General features: G+C 37.9%; 21 protein-coding genes. All 21 read left to right on the top strand.

The annotated features are described in order from the left end of the window. The first annotated feature begins 126 nt into the window (after positions 1–126). The gene (gene aroC / locus V7097_RS10425; RefSeq protein ID WP_335703547.1) at positions 127–1,299 is read left to right on the top strand and encodes a chorismate synthase; all 1,173 of its coding nucleotides are present in this window, start codon (positions 127–129) and stop codon (positions 1,297–1,299) included. After that, positions 1,299–2,378 carry a 3-dehydroquinate synthase gene (gene aroB / locus V7097_RS10420; protein ID WP_335703546.1) on the top strand — a complete coding sequence of 360 codons (1,080 nt, stop codon included), beginning with the start codon at positions 1,299–1,301 and terminating at the stop codon, positions 2,376–2,378. The genes aroC and aroB overlap by 1 nt, the downstream gene beginning before the upstream one ends. A gap of 33 nt (positions 2,379–2,411) precedes the next feature. Continuing rightward, positions 2,412–2,786: a chorismate mutase gene (gene aroH, locus V7097_RS10415; RefSeq protein WP_335703545.1), complete on the top strand. Its 375-nt coding sequence runs from the start codon at positions 2,412–2,414 to the stop codon at positions 2,784–2,786. Positions 2,787–3,167: 381 nt separating this feature from the next. Next, positions 3,168–4,685, top strand: a complete 1,518-nt coding sequence (trpE, locus tag V7097_RS10410; RefSeq protein ID WP_335703544.1) for an anthranilate synthase component I — start codon at positions 3,168–3,170, stop codon at positions 4,683–4,685. After that, positions 4,678–5,703: an anthranilate phosphoribosyltransferase gene (gene trpD / locus V7097_RS10405; RefSeq protein WP_335703543.1), complete on the top strand. Its 1,026-nt coding sequence runs from the start codon at positions 4,678–4,680 to the stop codon at positions 5,701–5,703. The genes trpE and trpD overlap by 8 nt, the downstream gene beginning before the upstream one ends. Next, the gene (gene trpC / locus V7097_RS10400; RefSeq protein ID WP_335703542.1) at positions 5,693–6,472 is read left to right on the top strand and encodes an indole-3-glycerol phosphate synthase TrpC; all 780 of its coding nucleotides are present in this window, start codon (positions 5,693–5,695) and stop codon (positions 6,470–6,472) included. The genes trpD and trpC overlap by 11 nt, the downstream gene beginning before the upstream one ends. After that, complete coding sequence (locus V7097_RS10395; RefSeq protein WP_335703541.1) at positions 6,453–7,109, top strand: phosphoribosylanthranilate isomerase; 657 nt, start codon at positions 6,453–6,455, stop codon at positions 7,107–7,109. Before trpC ends, V7097_RS10395 begins: the two co-directional genes overlap by 20 nt. Beyond that, positions 7,090–8,322 (top strand): tryptophan synthase subunit beta, encoded by a 1,233-nt coding sequence (gene trpB / locus V7097_RS10390; protein WP_335703540.1) that lies wholly within the window; start codon positions 7,090–7,092, stop codon positions 8,320–8,322. The genes V7097_RS10395 and trpB overlap by 20 nt, the downstream gene beginning before the upstream one ends. Further along, positions 8,285–9,103 carry a tryptophan synthase subunit alpha gene (gene trpA, locus V7097_RS10385; protein WP_335703539.1) on the top strand — a complete coding sequence of 273 codons (819 nt, stop codon included), beginning with the start codon at positions 8,285–8,287 and terminating at the stop codon, positions 9,101–9,103. The genes trpB and trpA overlap by 38 nt, the downstream gene beginning before the upstream one ends. A 6-nt stretch (positions 9,104–9,109) precedes the next feature. After that, a complete protein-coding gene (gene hisC, locus V7097_RS10380; RefSeq protein ID WP_335703538.1) occupies positions 9,110–10,207 on the top strand; it encodes a histidinol-phosphate transaminase in 1,098 nt (365 codons plus the stop codon). Between the two features lie 57 nt (positions 10,208–10,264). Then, positions 10,265–11,377: a prephenate dehydrogenase gene (locus V7097_RS10375; protein WP_335703537.1), complete on the top strand. Its 1,113-nt coding sequence runs from the start codon at positions 10,265–10,267 to the stop codon at positions 11,375–11,377. A gap of 30 nt (positions 11,378–11,407) precedes the next feature. After that, the gene (gene aroA, locus V7097_RS10370; protein WP_335703536.1) at positions 11,408–12,706 is read left to right on the top strand and encodes a 3-phosphoshikimate 1-carboxyvinyltransferase; all 1,299 of its coding nucleotides are present in this window, start codon (positions 11,408–11,410) and stop codon (positions 12,704–12,706) included. A 131-nt stretch (positions 12,707–12,837) separates the two neighbouring features. Further along, complete coding sequence (locus V7097_RS10365) at positions 12,838–13,776, top strand: hypothetical protein (RefSeq protein ID WP_335703535.1); 939 nt, start codon at positions 12,838–12,840, stop codon at positions 13,774–13,776. A gap of 20 nt (positions 13,777–13,796) precedes the next feature. Further along, positions 13,797–15,050, top strand: a complete 1,254-nt coding sequence (locus V7097_RS10360) for a tetratricopeptide repeat protein (RefSeq protein WP_335703534.1) — start codon at positions 13,797–13,799, stop codon at positions 15,048–15,050. Between the two features lie 341 nt (positions 15,051–15,391). Further along, the gene (locus V7097_RS10355) at positions 15,392–15,928 is read left to right on the top strand and encodes a ReoY family proteolytic degradation factor (protein ID WP_335703533.1); all 537 of its coding nucleotides are present in this window, start codon (positions 15,392–15,394) and stop codon (positions 15,926–15,928) included. Between the two features lie 151 nt (positions 15,929–16,079). After that, complete coding sequence (locus tag V7097_RS10350; protein WP_335703532.1) at positions 16,080–16,538, top strand: YpiF family protein; 459 nt, start codon at positions 16,080–16,082, stop codon at positions 16,536–16,538. A gap of 223 nt (positions 16,539–16,761) precedes the next feature. Then, entirely contained in the window at positions 16,762–17,277 is a 516-nt protein-coding gene (locus tag V7097_RS10345) for a ubiquinol-cytochrome c reductase iron-sulfur subunit (protein WP_335703531.1), read from the top strand. Positions 17,278–17,280: 3 nt separating this feature from the next. Next, a complete protein-coding gene (gene qcrB, locus V7097_RS10340) occupies positions 17,281–17,955 on the top strand; it encodes a menaquinol-cytochrome c reductase cytochrome b subunit (protein ID WP_335703530.1) in 675 nt (224 codons plus the stop codon). 75 nt (positions 17,956–18,030) lie between these two features. After that, the gene (locus tag V7097_RS10335) at positions 18,031–18,798 is read left to right on the top strand and encodes a menaquinol-cytochrome c reductase cytochrome b/c subunit (RefSeq protein ID WP_335703529.1); all 768 of its coding nucleotides are present in this window, start codon (positions 18,031–18,033) and stop codon (positions 18,796–18,798) included. Between the two features lie 121 nt (positions 18,799–18,919). Beyond that, a complete protein-coding gene (locus V7097_RS10330) occupies positions 18,920–19,510 on the top strand; it encodes a DUF1405 domain-containing protein (protein WP_335703528.1) in 591 nt (196 codons plus the stop codon). 63 nt (positions 19,511–19,573) lie between these two features. Further along, the gene (ypjB, locus tag V7097_RS10325) at positions 19,574–20,374 is read left to right on the top strand and encodes a sporulation protein YpjB (RefSeq protein ID WP_335703527.1); all 801 of its coding nucleotides are present in this window, start codon (positions 19,574–19,576) and stop codon (positions 20,372–20,374) included. Positions 20,375–20,515 lie beyond the last annotated feature (141 nt).

Raw genomic sequence — 20,515 nt, 5'->3', positions numbered from 1 at the left:
TAATCATAGAATTTTTTGAAAAAATCTATCCGGAAATACAAAGATTATGATATATTGATACATAATCGCTTTAAATTACGAAAGCAAAATTCATTTTTCATCTTATCATATAAGGAGGTAACATAAATGAGATATTTAACAGCCGGAGAATCACATGGACCACAACTTACAACAATCATTGAAGGTGTGCCTGCAGGCCTTGAAATAACTACAGAGGATATAAATTTTGAACTTGCAAGACGCCAAAAAGGACATGGTCGAGGTAGAAGAATGCAAATTGAAAAAGACCAAGCCCAAATCGCAAGTGGTGTAAGACATGGAAAAACACTAGGTTCCCCTATTGCATTAGTCGTTGAAAATAATGACTGGAAGCACTGGACAAAAATTATGGGCATCGAACCGATTACGGACGAAGAGGCGGAAGATGTCAAACGTAAAATTACACGTCCACGTCCTGGCCATGCAGACCTCAATGGAGCATTGAAATATGGCCATCGAGATATGCGTAACGTACTAGAACGATCCTCTGCACGTGAAACAACCGTGCGTGTTGCAGCTGGAGCAGTAGCGAAAAAATTCTTAGCTTCTTTAGGAATCCAAGTAGCTGGACATGTACTTGAGATTGGTGGTGTTCGAGCTAAGGATACTGCATATTCAAGCATTGAACAATTAAAAACAAAAACGGAAGAATCACCTGTAAGATGCCTAGATGAAGAAGCAGGTGAACAAATGATGAACGCGATTGATGAAGCAAAGAAAAATGGTGACTCAATTGGTGGAATTGTGGAAGTTATTGTTGAAGGCGTACCAGCGGGAGTTGGAAGCTATGTTCATTATGACCGAAAGCTTGATTCTAAAATTGCAGCCGCTATGGTAAGCATCAATGCATTTAAAGGTGTCGAATTTGGGATTGGTTTTGATGCAGCAAGAATCCCTGGAAGTCAAGTTCATGATGAAATCATTTGGGAAAAAGAAAATGGTTATCAGAGAAGAACGAATAATTTAGGCGGATTTGAAGGTGGCATGACAAACGGTATGCCAATCGTTGTTAGAGGTGTCATGAAACCAATCCCTACTCTATATAAGCCACTTAAAAGTGTAGATATTGAAACAAAGGAAGTATTTGAAGCGAGTATCGAAAGATCTGATAGCTGTGCTGTTCCAGCAGCTTCAGTTGTTGCTGAAGCTGTCGTAGCTTGGGAAGTTGCAAATGCGATTGTTGAACAATTTGGACAAGACAGAATCGATTTAATTCAAGAGAATGTAGCGAAAATGCGTGAGTATTCGAGGGAATTTTAATGGACAAGTTGACCATTGCTACAAAATCGAAAACATATCCGATGTACATTGGGACTGAAATTATTGATCAACTACCCCAAGTGATACAGGAAACATGTAAATCGGTATCAAAGGTGCTCGTCATAAGTGATGAGACTGTTGCTGCACTTTATTTAGATAAAGTGCTCGGCAACCTTAAGCCACAATATAATGAGCCCTTATCATTTGTGATTCCTGCTGGGGAAAGTGCAAAATCTTTTGAGATGTTTTATCAATGCCAAACCTTTGCGCTTGAAAAAGGATTGGATCGTTCTTCGGTGATCCTTGCCTTAGGTGGGGGTGTTGTCGGGGATTTAGCCGGCTTTGTTGCGGCTACCTTCATGCGCGGCATTCCGTTTATCCAAATTCCAACTACATTACTTGCCCATGATAGTGCAGTAGGTGGTAAGGTTGCGATTAATCATGAACTTGGAAAGAACATGATTGGCGCCTTTCATCAACCTAATGCGGTTCTCTATGATATTGATTTAATGAAGACATTACCTAAAGTAGAGCTTCGTTCAGGCTTTGCTGAGGTCATAAAGCATGGACTCATCTGGGACCCAGAATTTTATCGATGGCTAACAGAGGAAATTAAATCCTTTGATGACCTAAAAGCTGAAAAACTTCAATATGCTGTATTAAAGGGTGTAGCTGTTAAAGCTAAAGTTGTTTCTGAAGATGAGCAGGAAAAAGGGCTCCGTGCTATCTTGAACTTTGGTCACACCTTAGGTCATGCAATTGAGGCAGAGTCAGGATATGGGAAGATCACTCATGGTGATGGAGTTGCAATTGGGATGATTTTTGCGTTAAAAGTAAGCGAAAAAATCTTCAATATCAACCTATCATCTGAAAAAATCAAAGAATGGTTTAGTTTATTTGGGTTCCCAACAAGTATTCCTGATGAATTGGATTGTGAAAAATTACTTGATCGTATGAAGCATGATAAAAAAGCTACCGCTGGAAAAGTGAAAATGGTCTTGTTAAAAAATATTGGAGAAACTGTCATTCAAGACATTGATGATGGGCAATTGTTTCTTTTTTTGAAGGATTTTCATTAAGTAGGTAGCAAGACGCAAAAAGGAGGGGCGAAGATGATAAGGGGAATACGTGGTGCAACAACGATTGAAAATAATAATAAACAAGAAATACTAGCTGCAACTGAAAAGCTTTTACGTGATATGATTTCTGAAAATAAGATTGAAGCGGAATCTGTTGCACAGATTGTATTTTCTGTAACAGATGATATTGATGCAGCTTTTCCTGCAGCCGCTGCTAGACAAATTGATGGTTGGGCATTTGTTCCGGTAATGAGCATGAGAGAGATCCCAGTTCCAGGTTCACTGCCAATGTGCATTCGTGTGATGATGACAGTGAATACATCCTCCAAACAAGAAGAGATCCAGCATATTTACCAAGGTGGAGCCATTGTCCTTAGACCAGACCTTACAACTGTCAAAGGAAATTAAAATCAAATGCGCCTTGGCGTATTTCCTTGGAAAAATCGTGGCATCCGCCGGAGGCTGTAACATTATTCAGGAGAGTACTTCTGCTGAATAATGTTAAAACAATTCATTGACAAAAACGCAATGCGTACGATAAGATAATTAAAACATTTAGTATAGTTAGAGTTTAGTAAGTTTTCAGTCAGGTTTATTTAGAGATGAGTTCAGGGTAGATGAGAATGAGAGAGTTTAGCTGAGGTTAGCAGAGTTTAGTATGTTTACTTCTACCCAAAGATACGTTTGTGTCTTTGGGTTGTTTATTTTATCGTTTTTTCTAAAAAAAGCGATTCCAATCTTTATACCTCCTAAACCTCATTCTCCATATTACATGGAGGAGTGAGCAAATTGAATAAGTATGATTTTTCCTCGTTTGTGTCCGATGCTAAGCAATATCGGACAATTCCGATCGTCAAACGTTTCTTAGTTGATACGTTGACACCCATTCAAATTTTTCAAAACTTAAAAAATGAAGCATCCTTTCTACTTGAAAGTAAGGATCATGAATCCGATTGGTCTCAGTATTCATTCATAGGCTTAAAGCCATTTTTGTTCATGGATGAAAATAAAGGTCATTACTACGTGAAAAATGAAAACCAGCAAAGCTTGGTGAAAAAACAAACAATGAAGGATGCCTTTAATTGGATCAAGGATTATCTTGTTTTAAAGCCACTTGATATCGAAATCCCCTTTTATGGAGGAGCAGTCGGGTTTTTGGGCTATGATGCAATCTCAACCATTGAAAAGGTAGAAGAGCACTCAAACAATGATTTAAACATGGAACGCTACCAATTTTTCTTTTGTGAAACGATTTTGGCGTTAGATCATCATTCGCGTGAATTGATTGTGGTCCATTTTATTCGGTTAAATGGCGGTGAAGATGAACGAATTCAAAAAGCTGTTTTTGAACATGCCAATTCAAAAATTAATATGTATTTATCACGGATTATTCAAAACAAAGAACAAAGCGAAATGCTACTTCTTCCAAAATTACATGAAGTACCGAATGTAGCAGATATAAAAACGAATTTTCAAAAACAGGATTTTCTAGATGCGGTTGTTAAAATAAAGGACTATATCACAGCTGGAGATATATTTCAGGCAGTTTTATCACAGCGCTTTGAAATTCCGGTTTCAGTAAGTGGATTTCAGCTATACCGTGTTTTGCGGATGGTAAATCCTTCACCCTATTTATTTTATATCAAAATCAATGACATTGAGATTGTCGGGAGCTCTCCTGAACGTTTAATAAAAATTCATAACAAACATCTGGAAATTCACCCGATTGCAGGTACAAGACGAAGGGGTGAAACGAAAGAAGAAGATGAGGCACTTGCTATAGAATTGCTTCAGGATGAAAAAGAGAAGGCAGAGCATTATATGCTAGTTGATTTAGCAAGAAATGATATTGGAAGGGTATCCACATTTGGTTCAGTTAAAACACCTGTACTTATGGAAATCGGACGGTTCTCACATGTTATGCACATTATCTCAAAAGTAACGGGTGAATTAGATGAGAAAATTGACCCACTAGATGCATTACTCGCAGCTTTTCCAGCAGGAACTGTATCTGGTGCACCTAAAATTAGAGCGATGCAAATTCTTTCAGAGCTTGAACCAACAGCACGAAACCTGTATGCCGGAGCAATTGCTTATATTGGATTTGACGGAAATATTGATTCATGTATTACGATTCGAACAGCGATCATAAAAGATGGTGTTGCCTATGTCCAGGCAGGAGCGGGGATCGTCGCTGATTCAGTTCCTGAACATGAGTGGATGGAAACAGTTAACAAAGCAAGCGCCTTAATTCAAACAATCCAATTAGCTGAAGAAGCTTTCGATAAGGAGGATATTCATGTTTAAACAACTTTTAAATAAATGTATCAACGGTAAGGTATTAACAGAAGAAGAAAGCTATCAAGTGATGGATGTTATTATGTCTGGCGATGCAACTGCAAGTCAAATTGCAAGTTTGCTTTCAATCCTTCGTTTTCGCGGGGAAACAGTCGACGAGATGACCGGCTTTGCGAGAGCGATGCGAGAGCATATGATGCAACTAGATTATGAGAGTGATCAAGTGATTGATACATGCGGAACAGGTGGGGACGGTGCTTCTACCTTTAATATTTCAACTGCATCAGCAATTGTTGTTTCTTCCCTAGGAATAAAGGTAGCGAAACATGGAAATCGAGCAGTTTCTTCAAAAAGTGGTAGTGCCGATGTTCTAGAGTATTTAGGTGTTGAAATACAATCAACTCAGGAAGAAGCGAAAGAGGCTTTAAACAAACGAAATATGAGCTTTTTGTTTGCACCAATCTACCATGCAGCGATGAAGCATGCGGTTACACCAAGACAGGAAATTGGGTTTCGAACCATTTTTAATCTATTAGGGCCAATGGCAAACCCGGCTAGATGCAAAAAACAGGTATTGGGAGTTTATTCAACAGACTATGCTGAAAAAATGGCACATGCCCTTGAGAAGCTTGGTTCTGAACATGTTTTATTTGTCTCAGGTCGTGATGGACTAGATGAATGCAGTATAACAACTGAAACAGATATAGTGGAATTAAAAGATGGCGAGATTACAAGATTTGTCCTCTCTCCTGAGGATTTCGATCTTCCTCGTGGAAACATGAAGGATATCCAAGTTTCTTCTGTTGTAGAGAGTGCAAACCTGTTGCGGGATGTTTTATATAGTAACGCTAATCAAAGTGCAACGAATATTGTTTTATTAAATGCTGGAGCAGCGATTTATATTTCAGGAAGAGTAAACAGTATTCGTGAAGGTGTTGAGATGGCAAGAGAAGCAATTGTAACTGGAATTGCTAGAAGTCAATTTGAACAACTAAGAAGTCGAGAGGTGGAATACTATGCTAAATAAAATCCTTGAACAAAAGAAAAAAGAAGTGGAAAGCATAAACTATCCTGAAATTGATTGTGTGATTGAAAGAAAGTCATTATATGATGCACTTTCTAATCCAAATCGTTCACTGGGCATCATTGCTGAGGTGAAAAAGGCATCACCATCAAAGGGTGTAATACGCGAGGATTTTCATCCTGTCTCCATCGCAGCTGAATACGAGGAAGCAAGAGCAGATGCCATTTCAGTTTTAACAGATGAACCATTTTTTCAAGGTTCAATAAAATTTTTAATGGATATTAAGAAAAAAGTTAACATCCCTGTGTTACGTAAAGATTTTATTGTTGATGCAAAGCAAATCAAACAAAGTGAAAAAATCGGGGCGGATGCTATATTGCTAATTGGGGAAGCGTTAGCCCCCAATCAATTACATGAGTATTATTGTGAGGCCTATGAAAGGGGCTTAGAGTGTTTAGTTGAAGTCCATTCACGGGATACAGTGGAACAGGTTTGCAGCATATTTACCCCGAAAATTCTTGGCATCAATAATCGGAATTTAAAAGTATTTGAAACTTCAATTATCCATACAGAAGAAATTGCGAAGGAGGCTCCTTCAGAAAGTCTTGTCGTAAGTGAAAGTGGAATTCACACTACGCAGGATATTAAAGACATCATTCGTTATGGAGCAAAGGCTGCCTTAATCGGAGAAGCTTTTATGCGCGCAAAGTCCCCTGGAATCGGGATTAAGCAAATGTTTGGAGAGGTTCCACATGCCACAACCTCTCATTAAATATTGCGGGAATAAATCTTTTGAGGATGTAGCGGTAGTTGCAAAAAGCAGAGCTAATTATATCGGTTTTATTTTTGCAAATAGTAAACGTAAAGTTAATCCAGTTGATGTAAACAACTGGTTGAATAAAGTAAATATGCGTGATAAAAAAACGGTCGGGATTTTTGTGAATGCGGACCTAATAGAAATAGAAGCGGTATTGGCAAAAGTCTCATTATCCGTTATTCAATGCCACGGTACAGAATCGGTTGATTTTATTCAACAAGTAAAGAACAAAACGGGCTTACACGTATGGAAGGTTATTCATCATGATGTGCAAGGTATTCAGGAGATGAAGGAGTTTGCTGGTGTTGCTGATGGATATGTCATTGATACAAAGGTTGCGAATATGTGGGGTGGCTCTGGTGTTTCATTTGATTGGAAATCCATCCCGTATTATCAGCAGGAAGCAAGAATTCAAGGTGTTCCTTGTTTCATAGCGGGCGGAATCGATTCGAACAATATCGAAAAACTTCTTAGCTATGAAATTGATGGATTTGATATCTCCAGTGGAATTGAACTTGAAGGTAAAAAAGATGACACCATCATACAAACTATAGAGAAATGGGTGGATAAATGTGTTGAACGTACCAAATGAAAATGGTAGATTCGGTGATTTTGGGGGTAAATTTGTCCCTGAAACATTGATGAAGCCATTAGAAGAAATCGAAGAAGCGTTGGAAGAAGCATACCGAGATGAGGAGTTTCATAACGAATATATTCGTATTTTAAAAGAATACTCAGGCAGACCAACAGCACTTACATATGCTGATCATTTAACGAAAGAACTTGGCGGAGCTAAAATCTACTTGAAGCGTGAGGACTTAAACCATACCGGAGCTCACAAAATCAACAACGCAATCGGTCAAGCTCTCCTTGCAAAAAGAATGGGAAAGAAAAAAATTATCGCTGAAACAGGAGCTGGTCAGCACGGTGTAGCTGCTGCGACAGTTGCAGCTAAATTTGGTTTGGAATGTAAGGTATTCATGGGTGTGGAGGACATTGAAAGACAAAAGCTTAATGTATTCCGAATGAGACTTTTAGGTGCTGAGGTAATTCCAGCTACTAGTGGTAACCAAACATTGAAGGATGCAACAAACGAAGCAATTCGTTACTGGGTGCAGCATTGTGAGGATCACTACTATATGATCGGTTCGGTTGTAGGTCCCCATCCATATCCAAAAATGGTCCGTGATTTCCAACGAATTATTGGTGATGAAGCAAGAGAACAATTCCTAAAGCGTGAAAACGAGCTGCCAACTGCAGTTGTTGCCTGTGTAGGTGGGGGAAGTAATGCGATGGGTATGTTTTATCCGTTTTTAAAAGACGATGTTCGCTTAGTTGGTGCTGAGGCAGCTGGTAAGGGTGTTGACACATCCTTACATGCAGCAACGATTACGAAAGGAACAAAAGGAGTCATCCATGGTTCACTCACTTATCTGCTTCAGGATGAGCACGGTCAAATTACTGAACCATATTCCATTTCTGCTGGACTAGATTATCCAGGAGTTGGTCCTGAACATGCTTATCTTGCCGATAGTGGACGAGTTAAATATGAAAGTATATCAGATAAAGAAGCAATTGATGCCTTACAAATGCTAACTCGGGTTGAAGGGATTATTCCGGCAATTGAATCTGCACATGCGATGGCAAAAGCAATCCAAATGGCGAAAGAAATGTCACCAGAAGAATCTATTCTCGTTTGTTTGTCCGGTCGAGGTGACAAAGATGTCCACTCACTCATGACGTACCTAGAAGAAGGAGGAGCTACTAATGAACACAACCTTTACGAACCGATTACCCAAGGCTGAAAAATTATTTATTCCTTTTATCGTTGCAGGTGATCCACATCCAGATGTGACAATTGAAATCGCGCTTTCCTTACAAGAGGCAGGCGCTTCCATCCTTGAACTAGGAATTCCATATTCTGACCCATTAGCAGATGGACCTGTTATTCAAAGAGCCTCTGCACGGGCATTAAAAAATGGGGTTACATTGGAAAATTCGATGAATCTCGTAGCGAAAATGAGAAAAAAAGGGTTAAAAATTCCTGTAATTATCTTTACCTATTATAATCCTGTGCTACAATTAGGAGAAGAAAACTTTTTCGCTTTAGCGCGACAAAATGGTATTGACGGATTACTTGTACCAGACCTTCCTTTTGAGGAAAGTGAAGACCTCAGAAGAAAATGCGAGAACGAGGGACTGAAATTTATCTCTCTAGTGGCACCAACCTCTTCAAGTCGAATTGAAAAAATCGCCTCACATGCACAAGGGTTCCTATATTGCGTATCGTCCCTTGGTGTTACAGGTGTTCGAAATTCACTGAATAATGAGGTATACTCATTTTTACAAGAGGTAAAACGCTATAGTCATGTACCTGTAGCAGTCGGGTTTGGTATCTCCAATTCTACTCAGGTAGAAGCACTTAAGGACCATTGCGATGGGGTAATCATGGGAAGTGCCCTCATCCAAAAGATTGAAGAATATCTACCTGAATTAGTGAATGAAGAAACAAGAGCCACCGCCTTATTCCATTTCAAAAATTTTGTAAGTGAAGTATTAAATCCTATCAACAATCAAGAGGTGTAGCTTGAGATGAATATCAAGGAACAGCTATTAGATCTAAAACCATATCAACCAGGAAAACCAATTGAAGAAGTAAAACGGGAATATGGATTAGAAAAAATTGTGAAACTAGCTTCAAATGAAAATCCATATGGATGCTCAGACAAAGCAAAGGAAGCAGTAAAAAACAGCTTAGATACATTTGCAATTTATCCTGATGGCTATGCAACAAAATTAAGAGAAAAGCTTGCAAAGCATTTAGGTGTAGATGGCACACAGCTTCTTTTTGGTAATGGGTCTGATGATGTCATTCATATTATTACAACTGCATTACTTGCGCCTGGAAAAAATACAGTAATGGCGAATCCATCATTTTCTCAGTATAAGCATAATGCCATTATTGAAGGAGCTGAGGTTCGTGAGGTTGAGCTAATTGATGGCCATCACGACCTTGATGGAATGCTCGGGCAAATCGATGAGAATACGGAAATTGTGTGGGTATGCTCGCCAAACAACCCATCAGGAGTGTATGTGAGCTCAGAAAAACTTCATGCCTTTTTAAAACAAGTTCCAAGTCATGTTCTAATTATTATGGATGAAGCTTATTATGAGTTTGCAGCAAATGAACAGGATTATCCGAATACAGTTGCCCTTTTAAATGACTATCCAAATCTTCTCATTTTAAGAACTTTTTCGAAGGCATATGGATTGGGTGGACTACGTGTAGGTTATGCCATCGGAAATCAAGATTTTATTAACAAAATTGAACCTGTACGTCAGCCGTTTAATTCAAATCGTGTTGGTCAGATAGCAGCATCTGCTGCATTGGATGATCAAGATTTCATTGCAGCCTATGTTGAAAAAAATAAAAATGGCATGCAGCAATTCTATACATTCTGTGAGGAAAATGATTTATCTTATTTTCCATCTTTCGGGAATTTCATCTTGATTAATTTTGAACAACCTGGGGACGATGTGTTTCACTATTTATTGGAGCGAGGCTTCATTGTTCGTTCTGGAAATGCTTTAGGCTATCCAACTAGCGTTCGAATCACAGTTGGCACAGAGGAACAAAATAGTGAACTCATAGCATTACTTACAGAAATGCTAAAAAATCAAAAGAACTAAGACTATGGGGGTCGAACGTAACCCCCATTATGTTTTTCTATATTCGGTGGTGATGAAATGAAGGTAAATGTGCTTGTGATTGGACTTGGCTTAATTGGAGGTTCAATCGCGCTAGCAATTAAGAAAGAACATCCTGATGCGCTCATTTACGGTTTTGACAGTAATAAAGAATCATCACTACTAGCCAAAACATTGAAAGTGATTGATGAAGCTGTATTTGAGTTAGAGGAAGTCGTACATACATGTGACTATATTTTTATATCGGTTCCGGTCAAACAAACCGTTGACATTATACATGAACTTAGTTCCTATGAACTAAAAAATGATGTCATTGTGACAGATGTGGGAAGTACGAAACAACAAATCGTACAAATTGCAGAATCCATTTTTGGAAATCTTGGTGTAACATTTGTCGGTGGACATCCGATGGCTGGTTCCCATAAAAGCGGGGTAGTTGCTGCAAAGGAACATTTATTTGAAAATGCATTCTATATTTTTACCCCTCATGATGAGGTCAATTCAAGTAAATTAGCTGTTGAACAGTTAAAAGCCTTATTAATAGGAACGAAAGCAAATTTTGTAATTATGACTCCAGAAGAGCATGACCGTGTCGCGGGTGTGATTAGCCACTTTCCACATATTGTGGCTGCAAGTCTTGTTCATCAAGCTCAAAAATATGATAAGGTAAATGAGCTTGTCCGTCCATTAGCAGCAGGTGGTTTTCGAGATATTACTAGAATCGCATCTAGTAATCCATCAATGTGGCGTGATATTTTATTGCAAAATCGGAATGTATTGCTAGATCTTTTTGAAAAATGGATTGACGAAATGGAACAAATCCGTAATTTCGTGGCTAATGGCAATGGAGATCATATTTATGATTATTTTCTGGATGCCAAAAATTTTCGTGATGGACTTCCTACACGTGCAAAAGGTGCTATCCCTTCCTTCTATGATTTATATGTTGATATTCCGGACTATCCAGGTATTGTTTCTGAAATTACTGGACTTCTCGCACAGGAAAGAATTAGCATTACAAATATCAGAATTATTGAGACAAGAGAAGAAATCTATGGAGTGCTTAGAATTAGCTTCCAAAGTGATGAAGATCGTCAGAAGGCTAAGGTATGTATCGAAAGCAAGACAAGTTACGATACGTATAATGGATAATCGAAAAAACTGTTTTATAGGGGTGGTAATATGGATTCACTAAAGCTACGTACAAATATTGCAGGTTTAAATGGATCAATTGATATTCCCGGGGATAAATCGATATCCCATCGTTCGATTATGCTTGGAGCCATCGCACAAGGAAAAACGCTTGTGGATAACTTTTTGCTAGGGGATGACTGTTTAAGTACGATTAGCTGTTTTGAAAAATTAGGTGTAAAAATTACACAGGACAAGGATCATATCGAAATCGAGGGAGCAGGCTTCGATGGACTAAGTGAGCCAATTGAAGTATTAGATACTGGCAACTCAGGAACGACCACTAGATTAATGGTAGGTCTACTTTCTGGAGTGCCTATTCATACTTGCATAATTGGTGATGAGTCAATTGCAAAAAGACCAATGAAACGTGTTACTGAGCCACTTCGACAAATGGGGGCTAAAATTGACGGAAGAGAAGATGGTAATTTTACTCCATTAGCGATTCGTGGTGGCTCTTTACATGGAATTGAATATGTTTCTCCTGTAGCAAGTGCACAAGTGAAATCATCGATTCTTTTAGCAGGTTTAAATGCTAATGGTACTACTACTGTTACTGAGCCACATAAATCGAGAGATCATACAGAACGCATGCTACGTGCCTTCGGTTGCGAAGTTGAAGAGGACGGGCTTACTGTTAAGTTAAAAGGTGGTCAGAAGCTGAGAGGGACAAATATACAAGTTCCTGGAGATATTTCCTCTGCAGCATTTTTCCTCGTTGCAGGAGCGATTGTGCCAAACAGTCGAATAACGTTAAAAAATGTTGGAATGAACCCAACAAGAACTGGGATAATTGATGTTTTAGTTCAGATGGGAGCTCGTCTTCAGATTGAAAATGAAAGAATCAAGAATAATGAACCAATTGCAGACTTAACAATTCGGACCTCAGAGTTAAAGGGGATTGAAATCGGTGGTGACATTATTCCACGTCTTATTGACGAAATTCCAGTAATTGCCCTATTAGCTAGCCAAGCACAAGGAAAAACGGTTATCAAAGATGCAGCGGAATTAAAAGTAAAGGAAACAAATCGAATTGATACAGTTGTTGGTGAGCTTTCTATACTTGGTGCAGAAATTGAACCGTCAGATGATGGGATGATTATATATGGTGGAAAGAAACAATTGACTGGTGGCAAAGTACATAGTCATGGGGATCACAGAATTGGTATGATGCTTGCTATTGCAGCTTGTATTGCAAATGGTGAAGTGTCACTTTCAGATTCTGAATCTATTTCTGTATCATACCCAAGCTTTTTTGAACATCTTAATCTTTTAATAGAAGAAAATTAATGATTTTAGACCCATGGAAACGAAATTCCATGGGTTTTTAAGCGTTTATATGAATAACTAACATACAACCTCTACTTTTCGCATAGCTTGTCTTAAGAAGATTGTACACTAAAAGCGAAGGGGGAGGTTGGATGCCATATATATTAGAAAAAGCAAATGTCCTAAAGAATAATAAGGTCGTTACCTGCTCAATTCTTATAAAAAATCAACGAATTGATTATATGAACGAAAGCCTAAAAAGACTTTCTTTTATGAAAACGAACTTGTCACAATATTTATTAACACCTGGACATGTCATGATGAACTATTCCTTCACGAAGGAACAATCATTTCAATCTTTTAAAAATGAAATGACTGAAAATTATTTACAAAAAGGTTGTACAACCTTACTTGTTATGAGTGACGTGAAACATGAAAATGAAATTGCCAATACACTAAAGAAAACAAGACATTATCTATTAAACACCCCAATTGACTATTATTTAGGCATCCGTATTCCACTTGAAAGCTTAACGCCAGCTTTCCTTGTTGAATGTAGGCGAAAAAAAATTCCCGTTATTATCGTCACAATTAACAAAGTCGATGATTTATACAAGGTACCATGGGGCTGGATTAGGGAATCTTACCATTCCTATCAAATTCCAATCATCCCAGAGTGGAAGATGAAAGAAAAAGCCGTTTTTAATAACAGTCGACAGAAAATGATTTGGAGGGAGATTACCGAGGATAATCGAATACCGACAATCCCGGTTTGCCCAAGTGATGATGAGCCACTATCCATTGATATGTTAAAAAAGATTGGGATCTACCCTGATAAGGGCGATATTCGCGTTGGTGGAGAACTCAATTACAATCTATATGAACATGACTCAATAAGCTATTCAGTTGATGAAAAGCCAACTCTCGATTATCATAATCTTATACCTACTATCACCGTGCACAAGGGGAATTTTACAAAAGTAGACGCTAAGGTATATTTTCGTTCCGGTTTTGGTAATGAATGTAAAGTGAAAAAACCTGGTTACTTTGTATCTTCCTATGATAAGGACGTATTGGTGAATGAGAGATAGATAAGAGGAGTTAATAAATCATGCATAGAATAGAGGATGCAATTCAGCTAGTAGAAGATGGAAAGGTAGAAGAAGGGCTCAAAGCCTTAAAAAAGCTTAGAGAATACTCAAATGATGATGAGAAATACACAATCGCTGAGAATTATTTTAAATGGGGCTTTGTAGAGGATGCAAAAGAAATCGTTGAAGAATTAATATCACGATACCCTGACGAAGGCGAATTATTTGTTTTTTTAGCAGAAATCATGATTGACCTTGATATGGAAGAGGAAGCAATCGATATCTTAGAACAAATTGCCGAGGATGACCCCGTATACTTAGAATCCCTAGTTTTACAAGCTGATTTATTCCAAATGCAGGGTTTATATGAGGTTAGTGAGCAGAAGCTTCTGTTAGCAAAGGAAAAATCAGAAGATGAAACAATCATAGATTTTGCATTAGCCGAATTGTATTCAAGTCATGGCGAATACAATAAAAGTATCCCTTATTATGAGAAGGTATTGCAGGAAAATGACGAAATTGCAGGTGTAAATGTCAACGGACGAATTGCGGAAAGCTTTAGTACAACAGGTAAATTTGAAGAAGCTCTTCCGTATTATGAGGAAGCCATCAAAAAACAAGAAGATAGCAATACGTTGTTTGGTTTTGGTGTTACCGCTTATCAAGCGAAATATTATAAAAAAGCAATTGAAGTTCTTGATCGGCTAAAGGAACTTGATCCGGACTTTGGTTCTCTTTATCTATATCTTGCAAAGGCATATGAAGAAGAAGCAAGCTTCTCGGAAAGCTTAAAAGTATTATTAGAAGGGCTTGAGGTTGAATCATTAAACAAAGAACTGACTTTCTACGCTGGAAAAATATCTATGATGCTAGGTGATAAGGAAAATACGGAAAAATATCTTCGTGCAGCTGTAGCAATTGACCCAGGGTATGTAGAAGCAACTTTGCAGCTTTCAAAGTTTCTCATTCGTGAAGAAAGATTTGAGGATGTCGTGGAGTCCCTTGAATCCGTAATGAGCTATGGTGAGTATGATGAACGATTCGAGTGGGATCTCGGCCTTGCAAAAAATAAATTAGAACAATATTCGGATGCATTAAACCATTACCGTCATGCATATACTTCTTTTAAAGAAACTCCAGAGTTTTTAGAAGAGTTTGGTTATTTCTTAATCGAAGACGGTAAAAGACAAGAGGCAATCGAAGTATTTAAGGACCTCTTAAAGCTTGACCCAATGAAGTACGAGATTGAGGCATTAATTTCTGAACTTGAATAACATCATCAAAAAATGCGCCTTGGCGAATTTGCGCTGATTTTTAGGCCCAAAGGAAGTGGGCCATAAAGACATTGCCACAAGATGTGGCGTACTTAGTCTTTAATCTAACTGCTCGAAAAGCTTCCTCTGAAAAATAATGGCATCCGCCGAGGCATTAACTTTATTCAGCCGTGGTTTGAACTCCCACTGAATAATTTACTCCTTTTTCATTCTTCGCACTTACAGAAGTAGGGGACTTCTACTGAATAAAGTTAAATTTTCATGTTTAGAAGGATAATTTGATTTGAATGTTGAAGTATATCAGTATATTACTCAATACTAGCAGAGGAGGGAAGCATGCGATGACTACCCCTGTATCTGTCAACGAGAAAAAAGACTTTATTCGCTGGTTTCTGAATAATTATCAACTAAAGAGAAGAGAGTGTGTTTGGATTCTTAACTATTTAATGAGCCATGACCAACTCATGAAAAATGTCCACTTTGTTGAGCAAGCCCAATACTGCCCTCGAGGAATCATTATGTCGACGCATTGTGTTGATGATGTACCATTCCGTTTTTATAAGGAAAATGTCATGACTACTGATGCTGAAAAGTCATTTCATGATATTCGACTTAACAGGGAAGAAGAAATTTACATTCAACTTAATTTCAGATCCTCCTTCCATTCTCCGAATTATGTGGCTGTACTTGAAGAAAATCCATACATGCCGAAACATCTTCAGGTGAATGAACAGGATAAAGAGCTTGCGAAAAAGTTTCTTGAGGAATCCATTCAGTTATATCAAAAGGAGCATTTGTTAAAGCGGATTGATGAGGCGCTTGACAGACAGGATAAAACTGAGTTTCAGAGGCTGACTGAACAGCTTAAACAATTATAAAATTGTGATATGCATATTTGTAAGGGCTGACAGCGTGTCAGTCTTTTTTATTTATCCTAAATATGGTATGGTAGTTTGGAAGTTTAGCATTAAAGGCTACATAAAATAGTGATTTTATTTAAGTACAGCAAAAGGGAAGGAAGCATACATAATGAAATGGATAACGAAGGATATGGATGTCTATTTACAAGCAAAAGAATATGTTGATACAGCGGTTATTCCATTGATTCCAGTTTCGCTTGAAGGAAATTTAAAAAATACAGTTTCAATGGGAGAGTTCATCACCATTCTTTCTAATGAAGTAGAACGACAATTTAAAGGAAGAATCATATTATTTCCTGCCTTTACCTATTCAAATAGTGAAGAGCTAGAAATGGCGAAAAGTCGTTTAAATCAATGGACAAGCGATTTAATCGGCGGTGGTATGAAGCATACCATTTTTATCACATCTGATAGCAGCTGGAAGCAAGTAGAAGTTGATATAAATGGTTCACTTATTTGGCTGCCAACCTTACCTCTTGAATATGTAGAAGAAAAATACAAGCAAACGATGCTACAGGATCAAATGAAACAACTTGTTACATTATTTACGAACATCTGGCAAAAGTAATGTAAGCGCAAATACGCCAAGGATCATTTGGCTTTTATCGTTATGTGAAAATAATGTTTAAAAATTCCTAACTTTTCCTAAGAAAGTCACATAGTTGCCATTGTTTAGGCAAAACCTATTATTGACCTGTACCAAATATTGATATATCATGAGAATGTCCTAGTTTTAAATGTGTACAATTATGTCCGGAGTGGACTTAGCTTAGTATAGAGGGGGGAAAAAAATGAGCGAGAACAAACAAAGGGTTTCAAGACGTCAATTCTTAAACTATACACTAACAGGTGTAGGTGGTTTCATGGCAGCTGGGATGTTAATGCCTATGGTCCGCTTTGCAATTGACCCAATACTTCAGCCTGAAACTGAACATGATTTGGTACAAGTGGTGAGTGTTGATAAGATAACAAATGAACCTCAAAAATTTGATTTTAAAATAAATCAAGTTGATGGATGGTATGAATCAGACGTTTCAACATCAGCATGGGTTTATAAAAATGATAGCGGCGACATTGTTGCACTATCACCAGTATGTAAGCACCTTGGTTGTGCAGTTTCTTGGGCTGAGGATCCAGCTAACCCAAATCGTTTCTTCTGTCCTTGTCACTATGGTTTATATGAAAAGGATGGCATGAACGTGCCTGGTACACCGCCAATGGGTCCATTAGATGTGTATGAAAGTCAAGTAAAAGAAGGTTATTTATATTTAGGAAAAGCAAAGGCACATCCTGGAGGAGGGAAGTAATCAATGTTAAATAAGATTTTTGATTGGGTAGACGAACGACTTGATATTACTCCTCTCTGGGCAGATATTGCAGACCACGAGGTTCCTGAGCATGTAAACCCAGCGCATCATTTCAGCGCGTTTGTTTATTGCTTTGGAGGACTAACATTTTTTATCGTCGTCATCCAAGTACTATCTGGTATGTTTTTAACAATGTACTATGTACCAGATATCATCAATGCATGGAATTCTGTATATTATTTGCAAAACGAAGTAGCTTTTGGACAAATTGTTCGTGGAATGCATCACTGGGGAGCGAGTCTTGTAATCGTTATGATGTTCTTACATACCCTACGTGTATTTTTCCAAGGTGCGTATAAAAAACCACGTGAGCTAAACTGGATTGTTGGAGTATTAATTTTCTTTGTAATGTTAGCTCTTGGTTTAACAGGTTACCTTTTACCTTGGGACATGAAAGCGTTATTCGCAACGAAAGTTACAATTCAAATTGTTGAAGCAACACCAATATTAGGGCCTTACTTAAAGACTTTAATTGCAGGACACCCTGAAATAGTAGGTGCACAAACATTAACACGTTTCTTTGCGATTCATGTATTCTTCTTACCAGCAGCATTATTCGGTTTATTAGCTGCCCACTTTATCATGATTCGTAAACAAGGGATATCAGGTCCATTGTAGGATGTAGTTATACTTTGATTAAATATGTAAAAAACTCTTTTGAATGAAAATTCTCTAAAAAGGAGGGGACCGATTATGCATCGCGGAAAAGGTATGAAATTTGTTGGGGACTCCCGTATTCCGGTAAGTAATAAAAAGCATATTCCGAAGGATTACTCCGAGTATCCTGGAAAAACAGAAGCATTCTGGCCAAACTTCCTATTAAAAGAATGGTTAGTTGGTTCTGTTTTCTTAGTAGCCTTTTTATGTTTAACAGCAGCACACCCATCACCACTGGAAAAAGTCGCTGACCCTACTGCGGCAGGATATATTCCTTTACCAGACTGGTATTTCTTATTCATGTATCAATTGATCAAGTACACATATGCATCTGGTGATTATAATGTAATTGGTACGCTAGTTATTCCAGGTCTTGCTTTTGGAGCACTTTTACTTGCACCATTCTTAGATCGTGGTCCAGAACGTAGACCATCTAAGCGTCCAATTGCTACAGGTATGATGCTTTTAGGATTTGCTGCTGTTGCTTACTTAACTTGGGAATCTGCAGCTCAAGTTGACTGGGAAGCAAGAGCTGAATCTGCGAAAATCGTAGCAGAGGCAGAAATCGATAAGGAATCTGAAGGATACTTATTATATCAAGAAAAAGGTTGTATTGGATGTCACGGCGGTGAACTAGAAGGTGGCCCTGCAGGAAAGGCGTTAGTTGATAACGGACTATCAGCTGAAGAAATTGCAGACATCGCAGTAAATGGTCAAGGTGGCATGCCTCCTGGTATGTTTGAAGGAACTGATGAAGAATTACAGAAGCTTGCTGAATTTATTTCTGGTGTAACTTCTAAATAACAAACAAAAAGCTGACTTTTCGAGTCGGCTTTTTTTATTAGAATTATTCTATTTTTACCTTGACAAGGTACCCGTTTTTAAGAGAATCTTGAGGTAAGAAAAAAGGAAAGTTGGTACATAGATGAAGTGGATTACATATTTAATGGGGCAACGCTGGGTACTTTGGATTTTGTTACTTATTAATATTCCAGGTACCATATACGGTTATATTTGGTATGAAAGCCAACTCAACAATACACCACCAAAATTTTTAATCTTTGTTCCTGATAGTCCAACAGCAAGCTTATTTTTTTGTTTTGTATTAATCGCGTTTTTACTAAGGCGGAATTGGCCGCTTATCGAAGCGTTGGCAATCGTTACCCTTTTTAAATACGGGATTTGGGCAGTTATCATGAATATTCTAACTTATTTTGTTGATGGGTTGAATATTTGGGGTTATATGCTCATTTTTTCTCACCTAGGAATGGCGATTCAAGGGTTATTATATGCTCCGTATTATCGCATAAAACCAATTCATTTGGTGATTGCAGCTGTATGGACCTTACATAATGATGTAATTGATTACGTTTTCTTTATGATGCCGAGTTATAGTATGTTGGATCAATACATCCCACAGATCGGCTACTTTACATTTTGGTTAAGTATGGTTTCCATCTTAATTACCTATATTCTTTGTATAAAAAAAGATCGCTATCAACTAGACATACGCTAAAAACTTGGTCTACTCTTGTCCAATCTATCATACATTTTAATAGATGTTTGAGGAGGGACAAGTATGAAAATTTCTAGAATAATATGCATTCTTTGTTTTATAGTTATGATTTACCCTATATCCATAAACGCTGCCTCCAACGAAGAGAACTGGGAGAAGCTTGATCAAATTTCTGATCAGGCATTGCAAATGGTGAAGCAAGAAAGATACGAGGATGCTAAGCAATTATTAACACATTTTTCAAATGAATTCATACGTATGAATCAGCGGGACCAAACATTTTCAATGGAAGAGCTTAGGATTATTACGTTAACTCATGATTCAGCATATGAAGCAATTACATCTACTTCGCATAGCTTTGAAGAAAGAATCAATCGAGTTACCCAATTTCGTTTGGTAGTGGATGCGATGAGGTCAGAGCATCAGCCAATGTGGACGGAAATGGAAGATTCGATTATGACAACGTTTGGGGAAATGAAGGAGACTGTTGAAGAAGGGGATAATGAAACATTTAATCACCTGCTAACTATCTTTCTATCAAAATATAATATGATTCATCCGAGTATTACAGTAGATATCACACCACAGGATGTTCAAAAAATAGAATCGCATATTGCGTTTTTAGATACTTACCGTAATGAGGATCTGAAGGCAACTACTAGAATCCAGCAGCTTGATCAAATGGAGTTAGATCTAAAAAACATGTTTGAACGGATGACAGAAGATGACGCCGACCCGTCATTGATTTGGGTGATGATCTCAACAGGGGGAGCCATCATTCTTACATTAATCTATGTTGGATGGAGAAAATATAAAGGTGACAAGCAAAAACGCCAAAAACAAAGAGATTACGAAGATCGCTGACAGTGGGACAATACCCACTGTTCATTTTTTAACTTTAGTCAGTCGGAGTTTAAACCCGACTAATTAATGTTAAAGCCTCCGGCGGAGACATGCGATTTTAAAAGGAAATTTTTCGAGCTTAAGATCAAAGACTAAGAACGC

Origin of the sequence: Bacillus sp. JJ1562 (assembly GCF_036962705.1) — a bacterium.
GTDB lineage: Bacteria > Bacillota > Bacilli > Bacillales > Bacillaceae_L > Ferdinandcohnia.
The sequence above is the reverse complement of the archived record's forward strand: the minus strand, read 5'-3'. Positions and strand labels throughout refer to the sequence as shown.